Source organism: Simplicispira metamorpha, assembly GCF_004341365.1.
Taxonomy (GTDB): Bacteria; Pseudomonadota; Gammaproteobacteria; order Burkholderiales; family Burkholderiaceae_C; genus Simplicispira; species Simplicispira metamorpha.
In genome coordinates this window covers 1-24,601 of sequence record NZ_SLXH01000008.1, presented here as the reverse complement: position 1 = coordinate 24,601, position 24,601 = coordinate 1, and the positions used below count along the sequence as shown (strand labels likewise).

Annotated in this window: 18 protein-coding genes; 3 read left to right on the top strand and 15 right to left on the bottom strand. The window is 63.6% G+C overall.

What is annotated here, in order from left to right:
* Positions 1-209 precede the first annotated feature (209 nt).
* The 3 genes from EV674_RS05865 to EV674_RS17350 all read left to right on the top strand — a co-directional run bounded on the left by EV674_RS05865 (position 210) and on the right by EV674_RS17350 (position 2,487).
* On the top strand, positions 210-1,133 hold the full coding sequence (locus EV674_RS05865; protein ID WP_119012517.1) for a sulfurtransferase: 924 nt from the start codon (positions 210-212) through the stop codon (positions 1,131-1,133).
* A 91-nt stretch (positions 1,134-1,224) separates the two neighbouring features.
* Complete coding sequence (locus tag EV674_RS05860; protein WP_119012518.1) at positions 1,225-2,298, top strand: YeeE/YedE thiosulfate transporter family protein; 1,074 nt, start codon at positions 1,225-1,227, stop codon at positions 2,296-2,298.
* 21 nt (positions 2,299-2,319) lie between these two features.
* Positions 2,320-2,487 carry a hypothetical protein gene (locus tag EV674_RS17350; protein ID WP_165887071.1) on the top strand — a complete coding sequence of 56 codons (168 nt, stop codon included), beginning with the start codon at positions 2,320-2,322 and terminating at the stop codon, positions 2,485-2,487.
* A gap of 116 nt (positions 2,488-2,603) precedes the next feature.
* Here the strand turns inward: EV674_RS17350 and EV674_RS05855 are convergent, their stop codons facing one another.
* The 15 genes from EV674_RS05855 to EV674_RS05785 form a co-directional block, all read right to left on the bottom strand.
* The gene (locus EV674_RS05855) at positions 2,604-3,191 is read right to left on the bottom strand and encodes a metal-dependent hydrolase (protein ID WP_157983667.1); all 588 of its coding nucleotides are present in this window, start codon (positions 3,189-3,191) and stop codon (positions 2,604-2,606) included.
* Between the two features lie 102 nt (positions 3,192-3,293).
* Positions 3,294-4,205 (bottom strand): alpha/beta fold hydrolase, encoded by a 912-nt coding sequence (locus tag EV674_RS05850; protein WP_119012520.1) that lies wholly within the window; start codon positions 4,203-4,205, stop codon positions 3,294-3,296.
* 114 nt (positions 4,206-4,319) lie between these two features.
* Positions 4,320-5,393 (bottom strand): branched-chain amino acid ABC transporter permease, encoded by a 1,074-nt coding sequence (locus tag EV674_RS05845; protein WP_119012521.1) that lies wholly within the window; start codon positions 5,391-5,393, stop codon positions 4,320-4,322.
* A gap of 13 nt (positions 5,394-5,406) precedes the next feature.
* The gene (locus tag EV674_RS05840; RefSeq protein ID WP_119012522.1) at positions 5,407-6,390 is read right to left on the bottom strand and encodes a branched-chain amino acid ABC transporter permease; all 984 of its coding nucleotides are present in this window, start codon (positions 6,388-6,390) and stop codon (positions 5,407-5,409) included.
* A 109-nt stretch (positions 6,391-6,499) separates the two neighbouring features.
* Positions 6,500-7,279 carry an ABC transporter ATP-binding protein gene (locus EV674_RS05835; protein ID WP_119012542.1) on the bottom strand — a complete coding sequence of 260 codons (780 nt, stop codon included), beginning with the start codon at positions 7,277-7,279 and terminating at the stop codon, positions 6,500-6,502.
* An 11-nt stretch (positions 7,280-7,290) separates the two neighbouring features.
* Positions 7,291-8,055, bottom strand: a complete 765-nt coding sequence (locus EV674_RS05830) for an ABC transporter ATP-binding protein (RefSeq protein WP_119012523.1) — start codon at positions 8,053-8,055, stop codon at positions 7,291-7,293.
* A gap of 15 nt (positions 8,056-8,070) precedes the next feature.
* Positions 8,071-9,255 carry a substrate-binding domain-containing protein gene (locus tag EV674_RS05825; RefSeq protein ID WP_119012524.1) on the bottom strand — a complete coding sequence of 395 codons (1,185 nt, stop codon included), beginning with the start codon at positions 9,253-9,255 and terminating at the stop codon, positions 8,071-8,073.
* A gap of 184 nt (positions 9,256-9,439) precedes the next feature.
* On the bottom strand, positions 9,440-10,969 hold the full coding sequence (locus tag EV674_RS05820; RefSeq protein WP_119012525.1) for a sigma-54 interaction domain-containing protein: 1,530 nt from the start codon (positions 10,967-10,969) through the stop codon (positions 9,440-9,442).
* A gap of 86 nt (positions 10,970-11,055) precedes the next feature.
* On the bottom strand, positions 11,056-13,329 hold the full coding sequence (recD, locus tag EV674_RS17710) for an exodeoxyribonuclease V subunit alpha (protein ID WP_241524887.1): 2,274 nt from the start codon (positions 13,327-13,329) through the stop codon (positions 11,056-11,058).
* A 24-nt stretch (positions 13,330-13,353) separates the two neighbouring features.
* Complete coding sequence (gene recB / locus EV674_RS05810) at positions 13,354-17,142, bottom strand: exodeoxyribonuclease V subunit beta (protein ID WP_157983668.1); 3,789 nt, start codon at positions 17,140-17,142, stop codon at positions 13,354-13,356.
* Positions 17,143-17,170: 28 nt separating this feature from the next.
* Entirely contained in the window at positions 17,171-20,875 is a 3,705-nt protein-coding gene (gene recC, locus EV674_RS05805; RefSeq protein WP_119012527.1) for an exodeoxyribonuclease V subunit gamma, read from the bottom strand.
* A gap of 368 nt (positions 20,876-21,243) precedes the next feature.
* Positions 21,244-21,546 carry a YkgJ family cysteine cluster protein gene (locus tag EV674_RS05800; protein ID WP_119012528.1) on the bottom strand — a complete coding sequence of 101 codons (303 nt, stop codon included), beginning with the start codon at positions 21,544-21,546 and terminating at the stop codon, positions 21,244-21,246.
* Positions 21,522-23,144: a hypothetical protein gene (locus EV674_RS05795; protein ID WP_119012529.1), complete on the bottom strand. Its 1,623-nt coding sequence runs from the start codon at positions 23,142-23,144 to the stop codon at positions 21,522-21,524. The genes EV674_RS05800 and EV674_RS05795 overlap by 25 nt, the downstream gene beginning before the upstream one ends.
* A gap of 65 nt (positions 23,145-23,209) precedes the next feature.
* A complete protein-coding gene (locus EV674_RS05790) occupies positions 23,210-24,313 on the bottom strand; it encodes a chemotaxis protein (RefSeq protein WP_119012530.1) in 1,104 nt (367 codons plus the stop codon).
* A gap of 50 nt (positions 24,314-24,363) precedes the next feature.
* On the bottom strand, positions 24,364-24,601 hold a 238-nt coding region (locus EV674_RS05785), incomplete at its 5' end, for an SHOCT domain-containing protein (RefSeq protein WP_132750380.1).

The following is a 24,601-nucleotide window of genomic DNA, read 5'->3' as shown; positions in this document are numbered from 1 at the left end:
CGGCCTGCGCCCTGCGGCAAAGCCCCCGGGCGCCACCAGCGCAACAGCGCCGTGCAGCACGCCCAAATGCACCCAAGACACAAGACCCGCCTTGTTTATTACCAAAACGAACAAGCAACCAAAATAAAGATGGTTGGGAATGGGGACTTACCCGGCCACAATCGCACCCATTGTTGCGCTGCCCGGTGGCGCTTTACCCAGGAACCCCCATGAAAAAAATCCTCCAGTTCGCCTTTGCCATCACGGCGGCCAGCAGCGCGTTTGCCGCCCAGCCCCTGCTCAGCCCGGCCGATCTGCAAGCGCAGGCCAAGGCGCCGCAAGTGCGCATCATCGATATCCGCGAGCCCAAGGCGTATGCCGAGAGCCACATCCCCGGGGCCGTCTCGGCGCCCTACGGCCAATGGCGCGGCCCGGCCAGCAACCCCGGCGACCTGCCCGCCCTGCCCCAGCTCACGCAACTGGTGCAAAGCCTGGGATTGAATCCGGACAGCCACGCCGTCGTCGTCTCCAGCGGCGCCGACACCACCGACTTTGGCAGCGCCGCCCGCGTGTACTGGACGCTGAAGGTGCTGGGCGTGCAGCAGCTGTCGGTGCTCAACGGCGGCATGCAGGCCTGGGCCAGCGCCAAGCTGCCGCAAGACAACGTGGTGCCGCAAATCACCGCTTCCAAGTTCACACCCACACTGGACAAGCGCTACATCGCCACCCGCGATGAGGTGGCCGAGAAGGTCAAGTCCGGCAACGCGCTGCTGGTCGATGCCCGGCCCGCAGCCTTCTTCCAGGGCGAGACCAAACACGCCGCCGCCAAGCAGGCGGGCACGCTCAAGGGCGCGGTCAACGTCGAGCATTCGCGCTGGTTTGCCCCCGGCAGCACGGCCATGATGTCGGTGCCCGAAGCGCAAAAGGCCGCCGCCAGCACCCCGCTGGGCAAGCAACCCGAAACGGAAACCGTGGCCTTTTGCAACACCGGCCACTGGGCCGCGACCAACTGGTTTGCCCAATCCGAAGTGCTGGGCCAGAAGAACGTGAAGCTCTACGCGGGCTCCATGGTGGACTGGACGCAAGACGCCAGCCACCTGCCCATGGACAACGTGCCAGGCCGCATGCAGCAGCTCAAATCGCTGTTCAAATAAGCCGCTTCACTTTCTTCCAGGCGCCGCCCCGTCCACTCTGGCCGGGGCGTTGGCTTTTTGAGTTTCCCTATTTGATGAAGGACGCGGTGCGATGAAGCGTTTACCCCTGGTATTGGCCCTGGCGGCTTTTGCTGTGTTTCTGGTCTGGAGCGTGTCGGCTCGCCAGGGCCTGTTGTTTCTGGTGGGCATTGGCCTGGGCGCGGCCCTGGCCGGTGCGCGCTTTGGCTTTACCACTGGCTGGCGCATGCTGGTCGAGCAGCGCGATGCGCGCGGCGTGATGGGCCAGTTGCTGCTGCTGGCGCTGGCCTCCGTGCTGGCCATGCCGCTGCTGGGCCTGTTCCCGGAACTCACGGCGGCCCTCGGGCCACCCAGCGTCAGCCTGCTGATTGGCGCCTTCTTTTTCGGGCTGAGCATGCAGATTGCCGACGGCTGCGGCTCGGGCACGCTGTACAAGGCCGGGCTGGGCATTCCGCTGAACATGGCGATCTTGCCGGTGTTTGCGCTGGGCAGCTTTTTGGGCTCGGTGCATCTGGACGGCTGGCTGGCGCTGGGCAAAACCGAGCCCGTGGGCCTGGTCAGCACCTGGGGCTGGATGCCTGCGCTGGCGGCCACGCTGGTGGCGCTGGCGCTGGTGGGCTGGGGCGTGCGCCGCTGGGCGGGCAACGCCCACCCGCTGTGGGACAAACGCTGGGTGGTGGGCGCCATCGCGCTGGCGCTGCTGGCCACGGCCAACCTGCTGCTGGCGGGCCAGCCCTGGGGCGTGGTCTATGGTTTTGGTCTGTGGGCCGCAAAAATCGCCCAGGGCGTGGGCGCGTTTGACCCCAGCGCCAACTGGTTCTGGAGCCAGCCGGGCAACGCCCAGCGCATCACGCAAACCGTGCTGCTGGACGTGACCAGCATCACCAACATCGGCATCCTGGGCGGTGCGCTGTGGGTGGCCGCCAAGAAAACCGAAACCAGCAAGCCCCTGACGGGCCAGCAATGGCTGGTGGGCATGGCCGCCGGGCTGCTGATGGGCTACAGCTCGCGCCTGGCCTTTGGCTGCAACGTGGGCGCCATGCTCAGCGGCATTGCCACCGGCAGCATCCACGGCTGGATCTGGGTGCCCCTGGCCTTTGGCGGCACGCTGATTGGGCTGCGCGTGCGCCGCCATTTCCATTTCTGAACTGCGCAGGAGACTTTGCCAATGAACACCACCCTGATTTTGCGCAGCGCGTTCTGGTTGCTGCTGCTGGGCTTTCTGGCCTGGGACTTCCAGCACTCTGAGCCCGTGGACTTGCGCAACGAGCCCCCGCTGATCGCCGCAGGCTCAGGCCAGGCGGCGGCGGGCGGACACTGCTCTATGCCCGATTGAGAGAGGCTGAGGGCACGCGCTGGCAGGCGGCAGCGCGGCCTCTGGCCCTGGCAAGGTGTGCGGCCCGCGCCTTGCGCTGTACGCTGGTGGCTGGGCGCGTTGGCGCCACGCCAGGATCACACGGCGCCGATGGCGCGCACGGCGAAGGTGGCCAAGCTGCGCAGCACGGTCAGCGTGTGTTTCAGGACGTAATCCAGCACCTCGGGGGCGAAATGCTCCAGCAAGACCCACCCGGCGCCCAGCGCCAGGGCAAAGCCCAGCAAGCGCTCGAAGGCGCCACCCGTCAAAAACGTCAGCGGGGATGAAAAACGCCGCTTCACCGGCCACAGCAAGGGCACACCGCCGTGGGTGACAAAGTCGCCCGCGATGTGGCTGAGGTAGCCCGCCGCCACGCCCACCGCCACCAAAGCCCACCCAGTGCCCACCAATTGCCATTGCGCGAGGCCGTAGCGCAGCGCCAGCGCCAGGCCCACCACCGCCAGCAGGCTGTGCGTGATGCCCCGGTGGCCAAACACGGCCGCAATCGGCATGGAAATGAACGGAATGCGCCGCCCCAGCCAGCTTTTGGGGTGGTCAATGTCGGGCAACAACGCGCCCCCGGTGGCGCCGATGAGCAACCCCACGGCCGCCATATCGTGCAAATGCAAAAAACTGACCAGCCCGGCACCCGCAAAAAAGCCGGTGACCAGGTGTGTAGAAACCATCATGGTGTGCAGAGCCCATGCCGTTGGCACCGGGCATGGTCAGCGCCTGGCTGGCACAACCTTTTTGCCCTCTCAACCAATCAACACCAGCGTTAAAAGCTCTTATTTTAGTAGCAAAGAGCCGCATCCCCCACCCTCACCCGGCGCTGCGCTGCGCTGCAAAAACCCCGCCACCCAGGCCAGCTGCTCGGGCACGTTCAGCGCGGGGGCGTGGCCGCAGCCGGGCACCTCGATCACTTGCAGCAGGCCGCGCGCGCCGGGGCCGCGCTGGTGCATGGCGGCCACGGTATCGGGCAGCACCAGATCGGACTCGGCACCGCGCAGGCACAGCACGGGGATGTCGAGGGCGTCGTAGTGCTCCCAAATCAGGTAATCGTCTGCGTGGTGCGTGAACTGCTGCACCATGGCCGGGTCGTAGTGCGGCGTGACGCGGCCATCGCCCAAGCGCCGGGTGGAGGTTTCGGTCAGGCGGCGCCACTGCGCATCGCTGAGCCAGCCGTAGGGCCGGTACACCTGGCGAAAAAATGCTTCCAGCTCGGTCACGGTATCAAAGGCCGGGGGCTGGCCCGCATAGGCCTTGATGCGCTCCAGCGCCAGTGCCGACAGCTCGGGCGCGTTGTCGTTGAGCACCAGGCTCTGGATGCGGCCCTTGAGCTGCGGCGCAAACAGGCCCGAGGCGCACACGGTGCCAATGGCGCCGCCCATGGAGGTGCCCACCCAGTGCGCGCTCGCAATGCCCAGCTGATCGAACAAGTCAGCGGCCAGGCGGGCGTAAAAGCGCAGGCAGTATTCGTGCAGCGGATCGCGGCCCCACTGGCTCAGGCCCCGGCCCAGGGTGTCGGGGCACACCACGCGCCAGCCCTGCGCGGCCAGGTGCGCGGCCAGCTCGTCCATATCGCGCCCAGTGCGCGCCAGGCCGTGCCAGGCAATCACCGCCGGAGCGTCGGGCGCGCCCCATTCGGTGACATGGATTTCGTAGCCAGCGCAGGTGATATAGCGCGATGCAGGAGACATGGCAAAGCCCCTTGAAGGTGAAAAAGCGGTAGCAAAAATGCGGCAGAGGCACGGCAGCAATACGGGGCCAGTGCCACGCCCGGCGCCCCGGGCCACAGCGCCAGCCAAAAACTGTCAACCCGCCCGGCGCAGCGCCCCCATGCGCAAGCGCCCCACCACGCCGGTGGGAAAGTAGTACACCGAGAGAACAAACAGTACGCCCAGCCACAGCAGCCAGCGGTCGGGCGAGAGCAGCGCCGACAGCCACGGCAGGCTGGCCGCCGCCTCGCTGCCCAGCCGCAGCAAATCCTGCAAATAGCTTTGCGCTACCAGAAACAGCACCGCACCAATGACCGATCCGTATATGGTGCCCATGCCGCCAATGACCACGATGAGCAGGCAGTCCATCATGATTTCAAAGCTGAGCGAGGTGTCCGGCCCGTTGTAGCGCAGCCACAGCGCCAGCATGGCCCCGGCCATGGTGGCAAACAGCGCCGACAGCACGCTGGATGTGGTGCGGTACACCACCACGCGGTAGCCGATGGCCTCGGCGCGGAACTCGTTCTCGCGGATGGCTTGCAGCACCCGGCCAAAGGGCGAGTTGACGATGCGCAGCAGCGCCAGCACCAGCGCCACGGCCAGCACAAACAGCAGGTAGTAGCAGATCAGCCGCCCATCGATGGCCACGCCCAGAAACGGCTCGTCAAACGGCTCAAAGCTGGGCGACAAGACGGCGGGCACCTTGAAGGTCAGGCCGTCCTCGCCGCCGGTGATGTCCGACAGCTGCGAGGCCAGCGTCTGGAACGCCGAGGCCACGGCCAGCGTGATCATGGCAAAAAAGATGGCCCGCACCCGCAGCGAGAACAGCCCCACCGCCAGCGACAGCAGCAGCGACAAGAGCAGCGCCCCACCCAGGCCCACGCCCAGCGCCGTCCAGGTTGGCCCCAGGCGCGTGGTGGCCACGGCAATGCCATAGGCGCCAATGCCAAAAAACATGGTGTGCGCAAAGCTGACGATGCCGGTATAGCCCAGCAGCAAATCGAAGCTGGCCACCAGCACCACAAAAATCAGCACCTTGGCCGCCACCGACAGCGCCTTGACGCCCGGAAACAGAAACGGCGCCAGCGCCAGAGCGAAAAAAATCGCCAGCAACACCGCCGCCAGCAGCTTGCTGCGCGGGTAGTCGCCCGAGAGGAGTCGGTTCAGCATGTCAGGCTCCTGTTCAGCGGTTGGCCACCGGATAGATGCCCTGCGGGCGCCACAGCAAGATGGCCACCATCAGCGCAATGTTGGAAAACAGCGCCACTTTGGGCAGCAAAAAGCCGGTGTAGTTGGCCATCAGCCCCACCAAGAGCGCACCAATCAGCGCCCCGCCCGTGCTGCCCAGCCCGCCGATGATGATGACGATAAAGATCAGCACGTTGACCTGCGCGCCCATTTGCGGCACCACGTTTTGCTGGTACAGCCCCCACATCACGCCGCCCAGGCCCGCCAGCGCACTGCCCACCACAAACACGCCCACAAACAGCCGCCGGATGCGGTAGCCCAGGCTTTCGACCATCTCGCGGTCTTGCACGCCGGCGCGGATCAGCAGGCCCACCTTGGTGCGCGAGAGCACATAGGCCAGCACGCCAAACACCAGCAGGCCCACTGCCACTGCCACCAGGCGGTATTTCTCGATGGCAGCGTCGCCCACCAGTACGGCGCCGCGCATGCCCTCGGGCAGTGGCAGCGGGATTTGCTGCGGCCCCCAGATCACCTTGATCAGCTCCTCGCCAATGATCATGCCGCCCATGGTGATGAGGATTTGCTTCAAGTGCTGGCCGTACACAGGCCGCACGATAAAGCGCTCGAACGCCAGGCCCACGGCGCCCGCCACCGCCATGGCCACCAGCATGGCGGGCAGCACCGCCACCAGGTTGCGCCACAGCTGCGCGCTCTGTGTCCAGTCGCCCATGGCGCCCAGCACGCTGGTGGCCACAAACGCGCCCAGCGCAATGAACACGCCGTGGCCAAAGTTGAGCACGTCCATCAGCCCGAACACCAGCGTCAGCCCCGAGGCGATGATGAAAATGATCATGCCCATGGCCAGCCCCGCCACCGTCAGCGTCAGCCAGGTGCTGGGCGAGCCGATGAAGGGCAGCACGATGAGCGATAGCAGCGGCACCAGCGCCAGCGGCTTCCAGTCCAGATCGCGGGTGCTCATGCGGTGCTTCCTCTCACGGTGGGGTGGGTGGGCCAGTGTGCTTTGTTTTTGATAGCTGCCAGCGCGCACTGCATAAGGGCTGGAGCCTGATTTGGCTTGAAATGGTGCGTCACAGTGCCAACCCCAGTAGCTGGCGCTGCAAGGCCTCGTCCTGCGCCAGCGCGGCCATGCTGCCGGCGTGTACCACGCGGCCGTTGTCCATCACGGCCACGCTGTCGCCCAGCTGCTTGGCAAAGTGGATGTTCTGCTCCACCAGCAGCAGCGTGACGCCGCTTTTCTTGAGCTGGCCAAAGGCGTCGATCATGTTGTTGACCATCACCGGCGCCAGGCCCTTGCTGGGCTCGTCGATGATGAGCAGGTCGCGCGGCTCGACGATGGCGCGGCTCACGGCCAGCATCTGCTTTTGCCCGCCACTGAGCTTGCCCGCCGGGTGGTTCCAGAACTTCTCTACCGCCGGGAACAGCTTGAAAATCCATTCCAGCCGCGCCGTATCCATCTGCGCCACATTGCGCGCCTGGCGGGCGGCCAGCAGCATGTTTTCTTTCACCGTCAGGTCGGCAAAGATGCCCATGTTCTCGGGCACGTAGGCAATGTTCAGGTGGGCGATGTGCGGCGTGTGCAGCCGCGTGATGTCGCGCCCGGCAAAGGTGATGCGGCCCTGCGATGCCTGCCACAGGCCCATGATGGTGCGCAGCGTGGTGGTCTTGCCCGCGCCGTTGCGGCCCAGCAGCATGGTCAGCTCGCCCTGGGGCACGGCCAAATCCACGCCGTGCAGGATGTGGTATGCGCCAATGTGCGTGTGTACGCCCTGCAATTGCAGCAAGGGTTGCGCACTGGCCACGGGCTGCGCTGGCCCCACAGCCCGCTGCGGCGCACCAGTGGCGGTCATGACAGCGATGCTCATGCGGCCTCCTTGGCCACGCCCAGATAAGCCTCTTGCACCACGGGCGAGGCAATCACCTCAGCGGGCGCGCCATCGGCCACCAGCGTGCCGTTGGTCAGCACGATGATGCGGTCGGCCAGCTCGCGCACCACGTCCATCTTGTGCTCGACCAGCAAGATGGTTTTGCTTTTGTCTTGTTTCAGCGCGCGGATCAGGTTCAGGATCACGGGCGCCTCGTCGTGGCTCATGCCGGCGGTGGGTTCATCAAACATATAGACCTGCGGCTCCAGCGCCATCAAGAGGGCCACTTCCAGCTTGCGCTGGTCGCCATGGGGCAAGCTGGCCACGGGGGTGTCGCGCCGCTCTTGCATGGCCACGGCGTGCAGGATTTCTTCTGCCCGCTCGGTGAGCTGGCGGTGGTCGCTCCAGATGCTCCACAGGTTCAGGCCACGGTGGTGTTTGCCCGCTTGCGTGGCCTGCACGGCCAGGCGCACGTTCTCCAGCACGCTCAGGTTGGGGAACAGGTTGGTGAGCTGAAACGCCCGCCCCAGCCCTGCCCGGGTGCGCGCCGATGCCGATAGCCCCGTCAGCTCGCGCCCGCCCAGCCGCACCGAGCCAGCGCTGGCCTTGAGCTGGCCCGAGATCAGGTTGAAGTACGTGGTCTTGCCCGCGCCGTTGGGGCCAACGATGGCGGTGAGCGTGCCCGGCGCAAAAGCGCAGCTCACGGCATTCACCGCCACGTGGCCGCCAAAGCGGATGGTCAGGTCCTGGGTTGCAAGCATGGGGTAGCCGCCGCCTCAGCGCGCGTTGCGGATCGGGATGTTCATCTCTTCGGGCTTGATCTCGCGCACCAGCTCGGGCACACCCCAGCTGAAGGCCGGGTCCACCTTGATCTTGAAGTGGTACATGCTCTGCATGGCCTGGTGGTCTTCGCGCCGGAAGGTCATGGTGCCCTTGGGCGTGTCAAAGCTCATGCCTTCCATGGTCTTGATGAGCGTGTTGGTTTTGGTGTCGCCGCCGGTTTTTTTCAGGGCTGTGACCAGCGCCATGGCCGAGGTAAAGCCGCCCGCCGTGAAGAAGTCGGGCGGCGTCTTGAACTGCTGGTAGTGCGCGGCCACCAGCGCATCGTTGACCGGGTTCTTCGGAATGCCGAAGTAGTAGTAGGTGGCGCCTTCCATGCCGGGGAAGTTTTTGTAGCTGGCCATGGCCGGCAGGATGTTGCCGCCGGTGGCAATCTCGATGCCGTAGCGCTTCAAGTCCAGGTCGGCAATCTTGAACGGGTTGCCCGCCCCGGCCCAGACAATCCAGATCACCTTGCGCCCGGGCAAGTCCTTGAGCTTGTCGATCAGGCGCTGCGCCCCGGCGGTGAAGTCGGTGGTGGTGGTGGGCAAATACTCTTCGTGGACAATTTTGGCCTTCTTGATGGCCTCTTTGAACGCCTTGACGCCGTCGCGGCCAAAAGCGTAGTCCTGGCCCAGCGTGGCGATGTGAACGCCGGGTTTGTCCAGCGCCACGGCGTTGCTGATGGCGTCCTGGCTGCTGTTGCGGCCCGTGCGGAAGATGTATTTGTTCCACTTGTCGCCGGTAATCGAGTCGGCCACGGCGGGCTCGACCAGCAAAATCTTCTTGTACTCCTCGGCCACCGGCAACAGCGCCAGCGCCACGCCCGAGGACGTCGGCCCCACGGCCAGATCGGCCTTGTCATCGGAGTAGGCGGTGGCCAGCAGGCTCTTGCCCAGGTCGGGCTTGCCTTGGTCGTCTTTCTCGATGACCACGATTTTTTTGCCGTTGACCTGCATGGTGCCGCCGGTGGCGTATTGCAGGCCCATCATCAGGCCGGTTTGCGTCTGCTTGCCGTAGGCCTCCAGCGGGCCAGTCTTGCTGTAGATGTGGGCAATGCGGATTTCACCCGACTGGGCGAAGGCCGGTGCCGAAACGGTGGCGGCCAAAGCGGCCAGTGCGACCAATGTGCGACGTTGCATGGATGTGTCTCCTGTGGTGGTGACTGAACATTGCACAGTCCGTGCCAGCCCAAAAATCCTGCCGAACATCGCACAAGCCATTGATTACATTGGAAAAACCAATGAACCTCTGGATCGATCAACGCACCATGTGTCCAGAAAACAGACATCGCCACTGTCTGCCATGCAGACACCCGTTCAAGTTTTACGCAGGGTTTTCCATACGTGCGTACAGCGTGGCGCGTGATATGCCCAGCTGGCGTGCAGTGGCCTGCTTGTTGCCGCCGTGGGCGGCCAGGGCGGCGGCGATGGCGCGGCGCTCCAGCTCGGCCACCTGCTGGGCCAGGGGGCGCAGCAAATCGCCCTGGGCCTGCGCGCCGGGCTGTAGCGCGGGCGCATCGGGCTCGGGGGCGGCGGGCTCTACGCCCGTTTCGCGCAGGATGCGGGTGAGCTGGGCGGCGTCGATGGTGTCGGAGTCGCTGCGCATGGCGGCCTGCTCCAGCACGTTGCGCAGCTCGCGGATGTTGCCGCGCCAGGGCTGGGCCATCAGCAGTGCCAGGGCGTCGGGCAGCAGCTCGGGCGGGGCGCTGCCGTTGCGCAGGGCCAGGTCTTCGCCCAGCACCTCGACCAGCGCCGGGATGTCGCTGCGCCGCTCGCGCAGGGGCGGCACGCGCAGGGGCAGCACATGCAGGCGGTAGAACAAGTCCTCGCGGAACTTGCCCTCGCGCACCAGCGCGGTCAGGTCGCGCGAGGTGGCCGCCACCACGCGCACGTCAAACGGCACCAGCTGGTTGGAGCCCAGCGGCTCGATCTCGCCCTCTTGCAGCGCGCGCAGCAGCTTGGCTTGCAGGCTGGGTGGCATATCGCCAATCTCGTCGAGGAACAGCGTGCCGCCGTCGGCCAGCTTGAATTTGCCATCGCGCCCTTTGCGGTCGGCACCGGTGTAGGCGCCGGGGGCCACGCCAAAAAACTCGGCCTCCAGCAAGGTGTCGGGTACGGCGGCAATGTTGACGCTGACAAACGGCCCGCCCGAGCGCGCCGAGGTGGCGTGGATGGCGTGCGCCAGCAGCTCTTTGCCCGTGCCCGTCTCGCCCAGCAGCAGCACCGGGCTGGACGACTGGGCCGCCCGGCGCGCCTGGCGCTTGACCTCGGCGGCGGCGGGGCTGGAGCCGACAAAGCTGGCAAAGGTGTATTTGGCCCGGCGCACGCCGCTGCCGGCGCCGCTGATCTGGCGGCCGCGCTGCACGGCCAGCTCGCGCCGGGCGTCGTCCAGGTCGCGCTGGAGCAGCGCAAACTTGCTGATCAGGGGTTGCAGCGTGGTTTCGGGGTGGTCAAACAGCACGATGCCGATGGCGCCAATGACCTGCTGGGCCTCGTCGCGCAGCGGAATGCGGCTGACCACAAAGGTGCCCGCCTGGTTGGTGAGCAGGTCAATCAACACGGGTTTGCCGGTGTCGAGCACGCTGCGCATCTGGGTGTTGGGAATCACCTCTTCGACCATGCGGCCCAGAAACTGCTCGACCGAGCCCACGCCCAGGTCGGGCAAAAAGCGCCGGTAGCCCTCGTTGACCCAGACGATGCGGCCACTGTGGTCCACCAGAAACATGCCCTGGCTGACGCTGGAAAACAGCTGGAACATGGAGCGCGCCGCCAGCTCCAGAATGCCTTGCGCGTCCAGGGGCAAGGCGGCGTGGGTGGCTGCGGCGGGGGTGGTAGCGGGGTCAGGAAGAGCCATGCGGCGATGGTAGCGCAGGCCCTCTCCCGTATGTTGAAGCTATTAAATCAATAGCTGCTTGCGCCCACCCAGAAAGCGTTACAAGCCTATTTGATTGATAAACCACTGGCCCGCTTGACCTGCTGCGCCATGGCCGTTCCCAGCAAGCCCGGGCGGGGTTCGACCAGCGTCAAGAACTCCTTGGCGCGGGTGATGCCGGTATAGACCAGCTCGCGCGTGAGCAGATCGCCCCCGGCGTCGGGCAGCACCACCACGGTATGGAAAAACTCCGAGCCCTGGCTTTTGTGGATGGTCATGGCAAAGGCGGTTTCGACATGCGCCAGGCGGCTGACCGAGACGCTGCGCAACTGCTCGCCATCGAGAAAATACGCACGCAGGTTTTTTTTGCCCTCGGGCGCGGGCAGCACCACGCCCACGTCGCCGTTGAACACGCCCAGCGCCTTGTCGTTGCGCGTGACCATGATGGGGCGGCCCGCAAACCATTCGCCTTGGGGCTGCAGCAGGCCAGTGCGGGCCAGTGCGTTTTGCACCTGCTGGTTCATGGCGCGGTCGCCCCAGGGGCCGTCGTGAACGGCGCACAGGATGCGGAAACGGTCAAACGCTTGCAGCACGGTTTTGACCCAGGCGGTGTGGGCATCCACGGCACTGGTCTGGGCCGCGCTGGCCGCGTCGGGCGGGGCGGCGTTGGTCGCCGGGGCTGCGGGTACGGGCCGCGCCTTCATGCCATGTTGCATGGCGCGCAGGTAGTCGCCATAACAGGCCGGGGCCAGCGCGCGGCCATGCAGGGCCAGTTGCACCACGGCCTCGGGCAGTACGGGGGTGGGCAGCAAATACACCTTGCCCGCCGCAGGGGCTGCGCTGCCGGGGGCCTCGGGGGCTGGCGCGGGCGCATCGGGTGCCTGCACTGCGGCAGCTGGGCGCGCACGGGCAGACGCTTTAGCCTTCGCCTGGGGCGCTGTTTTTTGGGCTGCCAGGTCGGTGGCCACTGGAACTTGGGCGACCTGTGCGGGTGGCGCCCAAGTGCCAGCCGCCAGCGCTTGCCGGGTGCCGCGCTGGAGCAAGTCGTAGGCGCCCCAGGGCACATCTGGCGTGGTCTGGATGGCAAAAGCAGCGCCAGCGTTAACGGCCTTGGCCAGGGCGCCAATGTCGGTGCCAAAGCGGCGGCTGTGGCGCAGCATCACGGTTTGCTGGTCCAGCGCACTGCCGGGCGTGGCCGATGCGCTCAATGCCTCGCCCGCCACAGCGCGCAGGTAGTCGCAGGTGGCGGGGTGGTAGCGCGTGTCCTGGGCGTGGGCGCACAAATCGCCCAGCACCGAGCCCGCTTCCACCGAGGCCAGCTGGTCTTTGTCGCCCAGCAAAATCAGCGTGGCCTGGGGCGGCATGGCTTGCAGCAGTGCGGCCATCATCTCCAAATGCACCATGGAGGTTTCATCGACGATGAGCACGTCCACATCCAGCGGGTGCTGGGCGTTGTGCTGGAACTGGCGGCTGCCCTGGTGCATGCCCAGCAGCGAATGCAGGGTGCGGGCCTTGCCGATGCGCTCGGCCAGGGCGTGCAGGTCAATGGCGCCTTGCAGGCTCGCTTGCAGGCTGGCCAGCGATTGGTCAATCGACTGGCGCAGGCGCGCCGCTGCCTTGCCGGTGGGGGCGGCCAGCGCCACGCGCAGCTGGGCAGGGTCGGGGCTGGTGGCCAGCAGCAGTGCCAGCAGGCGCGCGGCGGTATAGGTTTTGCCAGTGCCCGGCCCGCCCGTGATGACGGTGAGGCGGCTGCGCAGGGCCAGGGCGCAGGCAATTTTTTGCCAATCGGGCACGGGCGGCGGCGAAGCAGCATTGTTGGCGGACGGCTTCGGAAACAGCAGGTTCAGCCAGTCGCGGGCGGCGCGCTCGTCCACCGCTTGCGCTACGGCGGCGCGCTGGCCCACCGCCTGCGCCACCTGCTGCTCATACACCCAATAGCGGCGCAGGTAGAGCAGCGGCGCCTCTGGCGTACCACCCAACACCAGCGGCTGGCCGGTGTCGGGCGGGGCATTGCCATCGGCCACACAGCGCACGACGGGGCTGCGCTGCAAGGCTTGCACCCATGCCGCAGGCTCTGGAGGCAGACTGGGCCAGAAGGTGCCCAGGGCCTCGCTGGCCTGGGCGGTCCAGGCCAGTGCGCTGTGCGGTTGGCGCACCAGATCGGCCAGCGGCAGGCAGACATGGCCCCGGCCTTCCATGTGGGCCAGCAAGGCGGTGGCCACCAGCAAGGCGGGCTCGGCCTGTGGATCGTGCTGCGCCACAAAATCGGCCATGGCACTGTCCAGGCGGCGCAGCCAGCCCTGCTCTGACCAGTCGCGCAGGGTGTGGAGGGTGGGATTCATCGGCAAGGGCTCCAGCGACAGGGTTCAGGCTATGGGTTCAGGGGAGGGTTCGAGCATGGCGTCGAGTGCGCCCAAGGCCTGCGTTGGCAAGGTCAGGGTGTAAACGCCCCCCGCCGGGCCGTGGAGGCCGCGCAGGAAGAAATACACCGCGCCGCCCAATTGCGTCTCGGGGTCGTAAGCGCTCCCCAGGCGGGCTTGCAGCAGCCGGTGCAGCGCCAGCACATACACGGCGGCCTGCACGTCGTAGCGGTGCGTGGCCATGGCGGCGCGCAGGCCGTGGCCGTCGTAAGCGCTGTCGTCGGCGCCCAGGGCGTTGGATTTGTAGTCCAGCACCCAATAGCGCCCTTCGTGCTCGAACACCAAATCGATAAAGCCCATCAACATGCCGTGCAGCGTGCTGGTTTGCAGGCGCGGGCGCTCTGCCCCTTGCAGCAGGTAATCACGGCACAGGGTGTCGATGGCGGCGGTGTCAATCTGGCGTGCGGGCAGCCAGAACTCCATTTCAGAGCGCGCGGTGGGCAGATCGGCCAGCGCCACGCCCAGACCGGGCAGCGGTGCGTGGGCCACGTCGGTCAGCCAGGCGACCAGCGCGGGGGCCGACTCCTGGTAGCCGCCCTGCTCGCAGCGCGCTTGCAGGCGCTGTTGCAGGCGCTCGTTGCCGCGCAGGGCAAAGCCCTGGTCAGCCAGCCAGTCAAGTTGCTGGTGCAGCCAGTTGCCCGTGAGCGGCCCGCGCTGGAAGTGGTGCCAGATCGGCGTGGCGGCATGGCCTGCGCCTGCGGTGGCAGCGGGCAGCGCGGGCGTGGTGCCCTCCCCGGCCTCCCCATCGGGCAGCGCTTCATCGTCCGCAGGGCGCAGCACGTGCAGGGGCGAGAGCGCATGGGCAGGCCATGCGGGTGGTGGCGTGGCAAGGCTGCTTTGCGCCAGCGTTTGCGGTGGGCTCTTCAGGTCACGGGTCAGGCGCGAGTAGCTGGCAATGCCCCAGTGGCGATCAAAGTCGGCGCGGTAATCGGGCACCTCTTGCAAAGCGGCTGGGTGGCCACGCGGCGCCAGACGGGTCACGCTGGTATGGGCGGCGGCACTGTGCAGCACGATGCCCGTACCCGCGCTGGCCAGCGCCTGCAAGGGCACCAGCCAATCGGCTGCCTCACGCGGGGCGGCCCCACCCAGCAGGTAGCCGATGGCGCTGTGGTGGGTCTGGCACGCCTTGCCGTTGCCCACCTTGACCGCCGCAAAGCCCAGCCACAGCGCATGGCGGGGCCGGGTCATGGCCACATAGAGCAGGCGCAGGTCGTCGCGCAAGCGCTCTTGTTCGTAGCGGGTCTGGGCCTCGTCGTTCATGTCCAGCACCAGCTCGCGCTCGCCTCCCGCCGTGGGCAGCAGGGCCGATGTGACATAGCGCTTGTCAAACCCCCGGAAACTGCTGGCAAACGGCAGGCACACCACCGGGTATTCCAACCCCTTGCTTTTGTGGATGGTGACGATCTTGATCAGGTCGGCATCGCTTTCCAGGCGCACCACCTGCTCGTCGCTTTGCTCGGCGTTTTCAGCAATCTGGTTCATCAGCCAGCGGATGAGGGCTTGCTCGCCCTCCAAATCGGCGCTGGCGTGTTGCAGCAGTTCGGCCAGGTGCAGGTAATTGGTCAGGCTGCGCTCGCCGCCATCGCGTTGCAGCCAGCGCGCAGCCAGCCCGAAGCGGTGGATGGTCTGGCGCAGCATGGCCAGCACGCCCTGGCTGGCCCAGACCTGCCGCAGCGCGCGCAGGGTGTCGGCCTGCTCGTCAAACCAATCGTCTTGCGTGGCCAGCCGCGCCAGCACGTCCAGCGCCAGCCCCACGCTGGCCAGCGCCAGCGCGGCGCGCACCAAGGTAGCGTCTTGCGGGGCGGCCACGGCGCGCAGCCAATGCACCAGGTCGCGGGCCTCGTCGCTCTGGAACACCGAATCCTTGTCCGACAAATACACCGATGCCACGTTGCGCTTTTGCAGGGCGCGGCGCATGGCAGCGGCCTCGGTGCCGGTGCGCACCAGGATGGCAATGTCCTGCGGGCGCAGGCGCTCCAGCGGCTTGCCTTCCTCTTGAAAACCGTTGGTCGGATCGTTCAGCCACACAACGATTTGCTCGGCGCAGCGCTGGGCAAAGGCGTAGCGCGTGTGGCCCGCACTTTGCATCTCCAGGTCATGCACCAGCGTGATGGCGGGCATGGCGGCGCCCGCACCCACCCATTGCTCCTGGCGCCCGTGGGCTGCCACTTCCACAAAGGGCAAGGGGTTGCTGCCATCGCTGGCGGCAAACTGGAAGGCGCCGCCGGGCTGCCCCTGCTGCGGTGGCCGCGCCTCGGCCTGCAAAAAGCTGTGGTTGACGGCCTGCACCAGCGCATGGGTAGAGCGGTAATTGACCGACAGCGCATAGTGCCGCCCTGCGGTGGCACGGCGCGCTTGCAGGTAGCTGTAAATGTCCGCACCACGAAAACCGTAAATGGACTGTTTGGGGTCGCCAATCAGCAGCAAAGCGCGCTCGGGGTCGTTGTCTGGTGTGCGGTAAATCTGGTCAAAGATGCGGTACTGGAGGGGCGCGGTGTCCTGGAACTCGTCAATCAGCGCCACCGGGTATTGGGCAGCAATGCGATCGCGCAGGCGCTCGCCGCTGGCGCTGTGCAGCGCGGCGTCCAGGCGCTCAAGCATGTCGGCAAAACCGAACGTGCCCTGCTGCTGCTTGAGCTGGCGCAGGCGCTGCGCCACGCTGGCGGCGGCGTGGCGGCGGGCGGTGGCGCTGGGCTGGGGCAGGTTTTGCAGGGCGATTTGCAGGGTGGCGAAGGCATTGAAGGCCTCCTGCTCGTCTTGCGTGAACGGGATAGGCCCGGCCCCGGCTTGGCGCATCGCTGCCAGCCCGGCCAGCGTGAGGCGCTGCCAGCCCTTACCCAGGTCAAGCACTACAGGCGTCGGCTTCTCGCCGTCCTTGTCCTTGCCTTCAGTCCAGTTCTGTAGCGTATCCAGCCAGCGATTGAGGTTTGCCATAGGAAATCCGGCTGCCCAGCCGTGGGCTGCCGGTGGGGTTTGCGCATTGACAAAACCGCGCATTGCCACCACCCGCCGACTCCAGTCACTGCGCAGCACATCCAACTGCCGTTGGTGCTCGCTGTGGGCCTGCGCCATCGCTTCCACCACACTGAGCGCAGCGCCCTCGCCCTGCGGCACTTTGCCCCGCAGCGCTTTCACGTCATTGAGCAAGGCATCCACACTGCGCCAGACGCCCAGCACCTGCGCCAGCGAGTCGGCAGACAGGCCGTAGCACTGCTGGCGCCAGTAATCTTGCACAGCCTGGGCGAGCAAGGCTTCTTCGTCGGCCACCAGCTCCTCTTCAAACAGGCTGGCGCTGTCAAAAGCGTGCTCGCGCAGCATGCGCTGGCACCAGGCGTCAATGGTGTGGATGCTGGCGTCGTCCATGCCCTCAGCGGCCATGGCCAGGCGCCAGGCGGCCTGCTGGCGCGCGGCAGGGTCGGCGTAATCGGCCAGCAGGTGTTGCAGGTAGTGGTCGGCCTCGTGCGGCACGGCCTCGCCGCGAAAACACCGGGTGGCCTCCAGCAAGCGCGCTCGGATGCGGTCGGACAACTCCCGCGTGGCGGCGCGGGTGAAGGTCATCACCAGAATGTCGGGCGGCATCAGGGGCCGGGCAAAGCGCGTCTCGGGCGCGCCGTGGCCCAGCACCAGGCGCACGTACAGCGCGGCAATCGTCCAGGTTTTGCCGGTACCGGCGCTGGCTTCAATCAGGCGCGAGCCCCACAGCGGGAAGCTTCGGGGGTGCAGTGTTTCGGGCATGGTCGGTTCCGTCGTCAGGGGCGTGCGCTCAGGCATCGGCGTTGGCCTTGGTTTTTGCTTTGGTTTTTGCTTTGGTTGTGACTTTGGCGGGGGGCGCTGCGGCGTCGGCCTCGGGGGCTGGTGCGGCGTCGGCATCTGCCTCGGGGGCATGCGGTTGCACGGTGATGCACTCTCTGGCCCATTGCAGCAGCGGGCCATACACCTGCGGCGCCCAATCTGCCAGCCCCAGGCCATCGGGGGCGCGGGCGGCGCACAGCGCGTCAAAGTCGGCAAAGGTGCGCGCCAGGCACATCTCGCGCACTTCGGCCCGTTGCTGGCTGTCGCTGTAGTCGCTGCCTTCGTAGGCGGCCTGGGCCTGGTCATAGGCTTTTTCCTGCTCGGCGGGCGGGGTCAAAGCAGTGATGGTGGCCATCTCCAGCGCGGTGTTCAGGGGCAAGGGCAAGGGCGCTTGCTGGCCCAGCTGCCACAGCGCGCACAAGGTGTTCAGGCTCTCGGTGGCTTGCGCTGGAGACATGGGCTGGATGTGCAGCACCGCATCCTGCCCCACCACGCAGCCCTGCAAGGGCTGCCCGGCAGCGGCGGCCAGCAGCGTGCGCACCCAGGGCGCCAGCAGCTTGTCGGGCCGGGGCTTGCCCTTGGCGCTGACTTTGCTGGGCTGCAGTTGCACCCAGGCGCGCTGGCTGGCCCCGGCGGCCTGGACTGCCTCCGGGGCAGCGTTTGCCTGGCGCTGGTACACACCATCAATCCAGTCGCGCAACACCACGCCTTGGGATTGGTGCTGCACGGCGATGCGCTCGGTGCGCTGGCCAAACGCCTGGCCCAGCGCGGCCCAGGCACTGGCCATGGCAGTCAGGGTGGCTTGCAGCTCCTGTTTCTTGCGGGTGCCCAGACCGGCCATGGGCAAATCGCCCGCGCGTTGCAGGGCACCGAGCCGACTGGCCACCAGCGACTGGAGCTGCGCTGCATCGCACTGCGGCGGCGCGGGCCAGTGCTGTAGCTGCGCGGCAACGAGCTGGTAGTTTTCCAGACCGTCAAAGGCAAAGGCTTCGGTATCGCCCGGCTCGTCTTCAGGATTCCAGAAGCCCACGCCCAAACGCTCCTTGAAAAACGCCTTGACCGGGTTGCGCAAGAACCGCACCAGCCGCTCCATATCCAGCGGGGCGCTGTCATCGGCCAAGACCACGGAGGCGCCTTGTGTGCCATCGTGGGGCGCAATCGCCAAGGGCTCGTCCAGCACACCATGCACGCTGCGCCACTCGCGGGCGTAGGTGCGCAGCGGCGAGGCGGCCTCGAAGTAGCGGCGGCTGAAGGGTTGCAGCGGGTGCTCGGTGGTGCGGCAGGCCACGGCCTCGTCGCCCCAGGCGGCGGCGATGTAGTCGCGCAGCTGCGACACCAGCACCGAGGGCGGCTGGTCGCTGTTGTCGCGCACGCTGCGGCCCGTCCAGCTCACATACAGCACGCGCCGCGCCGACAGCAGGGCTTCGAGCATGAGCTGGCGGTCGTCGTGTTGGCGCGAGCGGTCGCCGGGGCGGAACATGCCGCGCTGGTTCATCAGGTCGAAGTCGCTGCGCGGTGCGCGGCGGGGGTAGTCGCCATCGTTCATGCCCAGCAGGCACACCACCTCGAACGGGATCGCGCGCATGGGCATCAGCGTGCAAAAGGTCACGCCACCCGCCCTGAAGCGCTGGTCGAGGCTGGGCTGCTGCAAGGCGTCCATCCAGCCGTGGCGCAGCGCGGCCAGCGGCACGGCTTGTGCAAACCCGGCCTGTTCGCAGGCGCGCAGCCAGCGCGCCAGGCCGTCGTGGAGTGCGGCCAGGGCCTGGGCATCGGCCTCATCGGTGCTGCGCAGCAACGCGCCCAGCAGCCACTGGGCGTGGTCGCGCCACTGCTCGGGCGTGGCCTGCTGCTGGCTGCGCTGCCACCAACCATCGAGTGTGTGCAGCAGGTGGGCCAGGCTGCCCGCCACGGCGGCATCCAGGCCACCCACTTCGGTGTAAGGCTCTATGCCCTGCCAGCCTGCGGCGGCAGCGGGCGCATCGTCAAGCGCCCCGGCGGCATAGGCCAGCAGCATGCGCTGCAGCCCAAACCAGGCGCTGTTTTGCTCGCCACATTCCGCCAGGCCCAGTTGCGCGCGCTGCTGGGCGTGCAGCCCCCAGCGGATGCCCGCACCGCCCATCCACTGCGTGAGCTGCGGCAGTTGGTCGGCGGCGATGCCAAAGCGCCGGGCAATGGCGGGCACTTCCAGCAAATCCACCAGCTCGCTCAGGCCGCAGCGCTGCGTGGGCAGGCGCAGCAACCATTCCAGCGCCACGATGACCGGGCTGCTGGCCTTGGCGCTCAGATCAGCAATATCGAAGGGGATAAAGCGCGCATCGTGGCGCGGGTACTGGCCGAATACGGCGCGAATGGCCGGGGCCATGCTTTGTACGTCGGGCACCATGACGACGATGTCGCGCGGGGCCAGACCGGGCTGGGCCAGCAGGGCCAGCAGCTGGTCTTGCAGCACCTCCAGCTCGCGCACCGGGCTGTGCGCCACATGGAACACCACGGAGCGGTCGTCACGCGCCAGCGGTGCATCGTCGTGGCGCACCGCCAGCGGCTCCAGGTCGCGGATACGCTGCTGTACGCGGGTGAGCAGGGGCGTGTCTGCCGTTTCGGGGGCCTCGCCAAACAGGTCGATTTTGAGCAGCGGAAAGCGTTGTGCTGTGGCGGCGGCATCGTCAAAGGCATCAAGCTGGCGCACAAAGTCGCGCCCCTGGCGGCCCCAGGCGGCCAGCAGCGGGTGGGCGTGCAGGTGCATGTCTTCCCAGGCGGGCGGCGCACTGGGGCTGCCTGTGCGCGGGTGGTGGCGGCGGCGCTCCATCCGGAACAGCTCGCGGCCTTCGATGATGTCGCCCCAGTAAAAACGGCAGGGGTTGGGCACGGCCAGAATCACCTGGCTGTGCGGCGCCAGCGCGGCCAGCAGCTCCAGGTAGGCGCCGGGGATGTGGCTCATGCCAAACACCACCAGGCGGCGCGGCACCCGGCCCGCAAAGTCCTCGTCGCCCTGCAAGCGCGCCAGCGCCTGGCGGTGCAGGTCGGGGCGGGTGGCGCTGCGCTGCTCGGGCGGCAGGCTCTCCAGCACCGCGCGCCACAGTGCAGGCTGCCAGCGCTGGTCGTCCGCCAGGGCCTGGGGCTGGCCAGCGGGGGTGGTGACGGTGTCGTGCCCGGCGGCCCAGGCCTGTAGCCAGTCGGCGCGGTAGTTCTGGTACTGGTCGAACAGGTCGGCCAGCTGGGCAGCCAGTTGCAGTTGGCGGGCGGTGTCGGGGGCGATGGATGCTGGTTCGCTGGCCCATTCAGCGGTCTGGGCGGTAGGCCGCAGGTACTGGGCCATGGGCGCAAACACCGGCTGCGCCAGCACGCCGGGCAACAGCTGCATCAGCCGCCAGGTCATGGGCAGCTTGTCCAGCGGCGACTCGCGGGGCACCGCGCCTGCACCCAGCACCTGGCGGTAGGCGCGCCAGACAAAACGCCCCGGCAGCTCCACCCGCGCCGCAGCGCACACCCCGGCCTGGCGCGCCATCTCCATCTTCAGCCACTCGGCCATGCCGCTGCTCTGCACCAGCACCACCTCTTCTTCGAGGGGCTGCAGCGGGTGGCGGCCCAGCCAGGCGATGAGGGTCTGCGCCAGGTCTTCCGCGCGGTTACCGTGCAAAACAATGAATCCGGGCGGGAGGGGATGCGGGTGGGGCATGGGCGAGTTCCAGAGGCAGGGAAAGGGATGGAGCGTAAGGAGGCAGACGGTGCGCAGCAGCTTCTTTTTTGATAGCTTCTTGCGCTTGCTACGTAAGGGCTAGAGCGTGTTATGAACTTTGAAAAATTCTCTTTTGTGATAAGCACTTACGCACGTTTTTTCAAAAGTGGAAATCGTGGAATTCTTCAATAAAATCAATGACTTGCACAGAAGTTCATAACACGCTCTAGAGCCATTTTTAATCCTTCACCATAGGAAGAAACGGCTTACCCCCAAAACGGGCGGGGTGGTTCATCATCACCGCCAGCATGACGGGAAAAAATTCAAGCGAAAACAGCCTCTACCCCTTATGCAGCAAGCGTAAGCAGCTATTTATTTGATAGCTCTTCAAGGCTGATACACACTTGAAGGTTCAAAGCGATGAATTCGTCCCATGTGTACTTGTGTGCATAGCGCAGCGCGTACATCCGATCCACGCGACAAATATCTGGCCGTTCTTCGTAAATGGCGCAGGACTTGCCTTCCATGTCGTAGTGCTTGCACGTTCCATCACCGCGATCCAGAAACTGTGTTTCCTCGGCAAGGTAAACATGCTGGCAACACAGGCCGCATTGAGTGCAGGGGAACGGGGCACGCGCCGATATTTTCACTTGACCAATGACGCAAGCCATTTGCGCGTACTTGCAGGATTGCCTATTTCATAAGGCAGCTCAATACCACGTCGGGTGATTTCTTCCTTAATAACCAGACCACGTTGCACTTCATCTGTGCAGGATGCCAAATCGTGCGAGAAGACAGCTAGCTCTTCTGGGTCTAGGTTAAATTCTATGCGCGTCAGCTCAGTCAGGTATCGATCAAGCTCAGCATTGATGGCCTGGTATTTTTTCACAGTGCCAGCATGCGGCATTATGGACTCGGCAAAATCCCACATCTTTTTTGCCATTTCACTATGCAGCAAAAAATAGGTAAGCCCCAGTGTGATAATACCCGTAATCAATGCACCAGCGAATGCTGCCAATTCAGCACCAAATGGAAAACTGAGCATTGGAACTAATTGTGCGTGAACTAGCGACCCTACTGCAACTCCTGCAGCAGCAGAGAGAATTCCGACCACCGCACGACACAAATCGACGAAACCAAGTCTATCAGGATTAAATAATATCAACTTAAATGCTTTAACCAATTGCCCCCAGATCTCCCGAATGATCTTAATGGCCATTTTTTGAGCTGTAGCAAAGATATTAAAGATAGTCGTCGCAACACTCGACATGATGCCAGCAAAGGCACCATCTTTGAATGCTACTAGAAAATCATTAAACCTTTTTTGCACACGATGCCAAATGCCTTGCAAGGCATTCTTGATGTGCTCCATAAATTTATCGAAACTGAACTTTTGCTTGAGGTTTTCAAGAATTTTCGGGATTTGATCTCGCAATTCAAACCAAATCTCAGTCATTATCAGGCCCAACATTTGGCGCGTACCCATTTTCAATCCAGAGATACCTGCCGCACTAGCCGTACTTACCATGAACCTGCTTCCGCTATAATAATTTTTATTGATATCGGAGTCATATTTACCACGTGCTTCTTCATCTTTTTTTCGCATCTCTTCCACATCGATTGATTTTAATGCATCAATCTTTATTTTAGCCTTGCGAATATCAGACTCAAGCCTGTCGGCTTTATCACGCTGCGCAGGAGTATCTCGAGGAAGATTCTTGAGCCTCTCCTGGTCTTTTTTTAAATTATTTTCATATATTTCAATTTTTCCAGGCAATTCATTAAGAAAATCATCACAGCAAGTTGCTTGCTTTGATCTATTGATGCTGAAATGTGTACTCTGCAGATTACTGCTTTGGTTTGCCAACTCAGCGCCATCCAACCCAGCCAGCACCCGACCACGGTCATCGTGAATTTCTTTAGCTGAAATAACGTGATCAAGGTCACGTCTTTCATTTAAACCCATCGATTGGTTGCGATAGGCATCATGCAAATTTCCACTTTGATGTGCCGCTTTTTCTCGGCGGCCTGTTTCTATGAAATTTTTATGAGAGTCATAAGCAGTTCTGTCGTAGTCACCGCGTTGCTCATATTTTTGCTGGGACGCATCTGTTGCATAAATATTTTTTCGAGCATTTTGGATGGTATCAACATCACCACCAACCTTATCCTTAAAAAGAAGAAAATCCAACCCAAAAGTTGTCGTCAAACTATTGATTACAGTTTTCTCAAGCTCTTTAGCCCAAGGATAATTAGTAGCAGCTTGCATATTTTCCAAAATTTTTTAAAAACACTAAAAAAGTGCCGCCATCTTTAGGCGACACCACCAATAAATTACCTAACATCCCCTATATCATTAGCTTCATTTTTAGCCTTACGCAAAGCAGCCTCCAGTTCCGCATCATTAAGAATCATAGAACCATCAGCATCCTTCTCCATTTCGGGCACACCATCCCTATTACGCACCACTTCATTATTAATTTTCTTAAGCGTAAATAACGGAGTAGTAATGACATCAACCAAGATAGATGCTAACGCATAACCATCTTCAATTACACGAACAGCATTACCACCAAGTTTATCCATCTCAGAATTCACATCAACATTTCGACCCTTAATATCCTCAATAAAAGCATTTATATTCTTAAGTTCATCAAAATATTGTTGGAATTGACCAAAAATAGAATTGAGCGATCGCTTGATTTTTTGCGAATAATCTATAGTGTCTTCAAGCTGCTGAGAGGCCCTGTCCATTTTCTCAATCGCAACGTTGACCTCACCATTCGCCTTGCGTGCATTTCTCAGCGCTTCCTCACCATGGCTGTCATAAGCCCAACCCGCAATTGCCAAAACAGGTGCAGCCACCGCTGCTCCCAAAATGGCTGTGCCACCAGCAATCCCAAGGCCACCAGTGGCCAGTGACCCACCCCCCAGCGCAGCCAATGTAGCCTTGGTTGCTGCTGCGCCAGACAAAGCAGAGATAGCTGTACCAGTGGAGGCCGCGCCAAGCGCCATCACACCGCCATAAATGGCAAAACCAGCAGCCGCACCCGCAGCACCAGCGCCCATAGCGGTACCCATGACACCAACAGCGGTGTAACTGTAATCCTCGATTTTTTGCAATTTATGCTTTGGAATGCTAATGTCCAGCTTATTTTTTCTACCCGAATTTAGTTGCTTCAAAAGTGCATCAGCCAAGATTTTAAATTTACCAATACTTTGACCGATTTCTAATTCTTTTTTCCCCAGCAAATCAAGAGCAAGTGTAGTTTCTTTCTCTTTTCCATCAAAAGAATTTCTCTTCCGGTCATAACGAGACTTGGCTTCTTTTACAATATCATCAGCCTCCGAATGCTTTTGGTAGCCGTCATAACCTTTTTTGGCACCAAAAGCAGCAGTAGCAAGAGCTGCAACTCCAATAATGAGGGGAAGGGGCATATAAACCTTTCAGGTTAGGGAAGAAAAAATACAGCGAATTTTTTATAAATTTAGCAACCACTCGGCGTGGAGCGAAGAGAGCGCAACAAATGCTGTTTCATATCTTTGAACTCTTCGGCTGTCAGTGCGCCTTGTTGATACAGATCAAAAAGCGTCTTTAACTCATCAATGCCACTTTTGGAGCCCAATAAATTATTGACTAGAAATAAAACAACTTGAATCAAGCGGCATATTTGACAGAATCCTTCCCAAAAAACTGCTGCACCTTTTTGGGCGATTTCTGCAAAT

What these genes read in the sequence shown, in the direction of transcription:
- EV674_RS05865 (WP_119012517.1), top strand. Translation starts at nt 210, where the DNA reads ATGAAAAAAATCCTCCAGTTCGCCTTTGCCATCACGGCGGCCAGCAGC.
- EV674_RS05860 (WP_119012518.1), top strand. Translation starts at nt 1,225, where the DNA reads ATGAAGCGTTTACCCCTGGTATTGGCCCTGGCGGCTTTTGCTGTGTTT.
- EV674_RS17350 (WP_165887071.1), top strand. Translation starts at nt 2,320, where the DNA reads ATGAACACCACCCTGATTTTGCGCAGCGCGTTCTGGTTGCTGCTGCTG.
- EV674_RS05855 (WP_157983667.1), bottom strand. Translation starts at nt 3,191, where the DNA reads ATGGTTTCTACACACCTGGTCACCGGCTTTTTTGCGGGTGCCGGGCTG.
- EV674_RS05850 (WP_119012520.1), bottom strand. Translation starts at nt 4,205, where the DNA reads ATGTCTCCTGCATCGCGCTATATCACCTGCGCTGGCTACGAAATCCAT.
- EV674_RS05845 (WP_119012521.1), bottom strand. Translation starts at nt 5,393, where the DNA reads ATGCTGAACCGACTCCTCTCGGGCGACTACCCGCGCAGCAAGCTGCTG.
- EV674_RS05840 (WP_119012522.1), bottom strand. Translation starts at nt 6,390, where the DNA reads ATGAGCACCCGCGATCTGGACTGGAAGCCGCTGGCGCTGGTGCCGCTG.
- EV674_RS05835 (WP_119012542.1), bottom strand. Translation starts at nt 7,279, where the DNA reads ATGACCGCCACTGGTGCGCCGCAGCGGGCTGTGGGGCCAGCGCAGCCC.
- EV674_RS05830 (WP_119012523.1), bottom strand. Translation starts at nt 8,055, where the DNA reads ATGCTTGCAACCCAGGACCTGACCATCCGCTTTGGCGGCCACGTGGCG.
- EV674_RS05825 (WP_119012524.1), bottom strand. Translation starts at nt 9,255, where the DNA reads ATGCAACGTCGCACATTGGTCGCACTGGCCGCTTTGGCCGCCACCGTT.
- EV674_RS05820 (WP_119012525.1), bottom strand. Translation starts at nt 10,969, where the DNA reads ATGGCTCTTCCTGACCCCGCTACCACCCCCGCCGCAGCCACCCACGCC.
- recD (WP_241524887.1), bottom strand. Translation starts at nt 13,329, where the DNA reads ATGAATCCCACCCTCCACACCCTGCGCGACTGGTCAGAGCAGGGCTGG.
- recB (WP_157983668.1), bottom strand. Translation starts at nt 17,142, where the DNA reads ATGCCCGAAACACTGCACCCCCGAAGCTTCCCGCTGTGGGGCTCGCGC.
- recC (WP_119012527.1), bottom strand. Translation starts at nt 20,875, where the DNA reads ATGCCCCACCCGCATCCCCTCCCGCCCGGATTCATTGTTTTGCACGGT.
- EV674_RS05800 (WP_119012528.1), bottom strand. Translation starts at nt 21,546, where the DNA reads ATGGCTTGCGTCATTGGTCAAGTGAAAATATCGGCGCGTGCCCCGTTC.
- EV674_RS05795 (WP_119012529.1), bottom strand. Translation starts at nt 23,144, where the DNA reads ATGCAAGCTGCTACTAATTATCCTTGGGCTAAAGAGCTTGAGAAAACT.
- EV674_RS05790 (WP_119012530.1), bottom strand. Translation starts at nt 24,313, where the DNA reads ATGCCCCTTCCCCTCATTATTGGAGTTGCAGCTCTTGCTACTGCTGCT.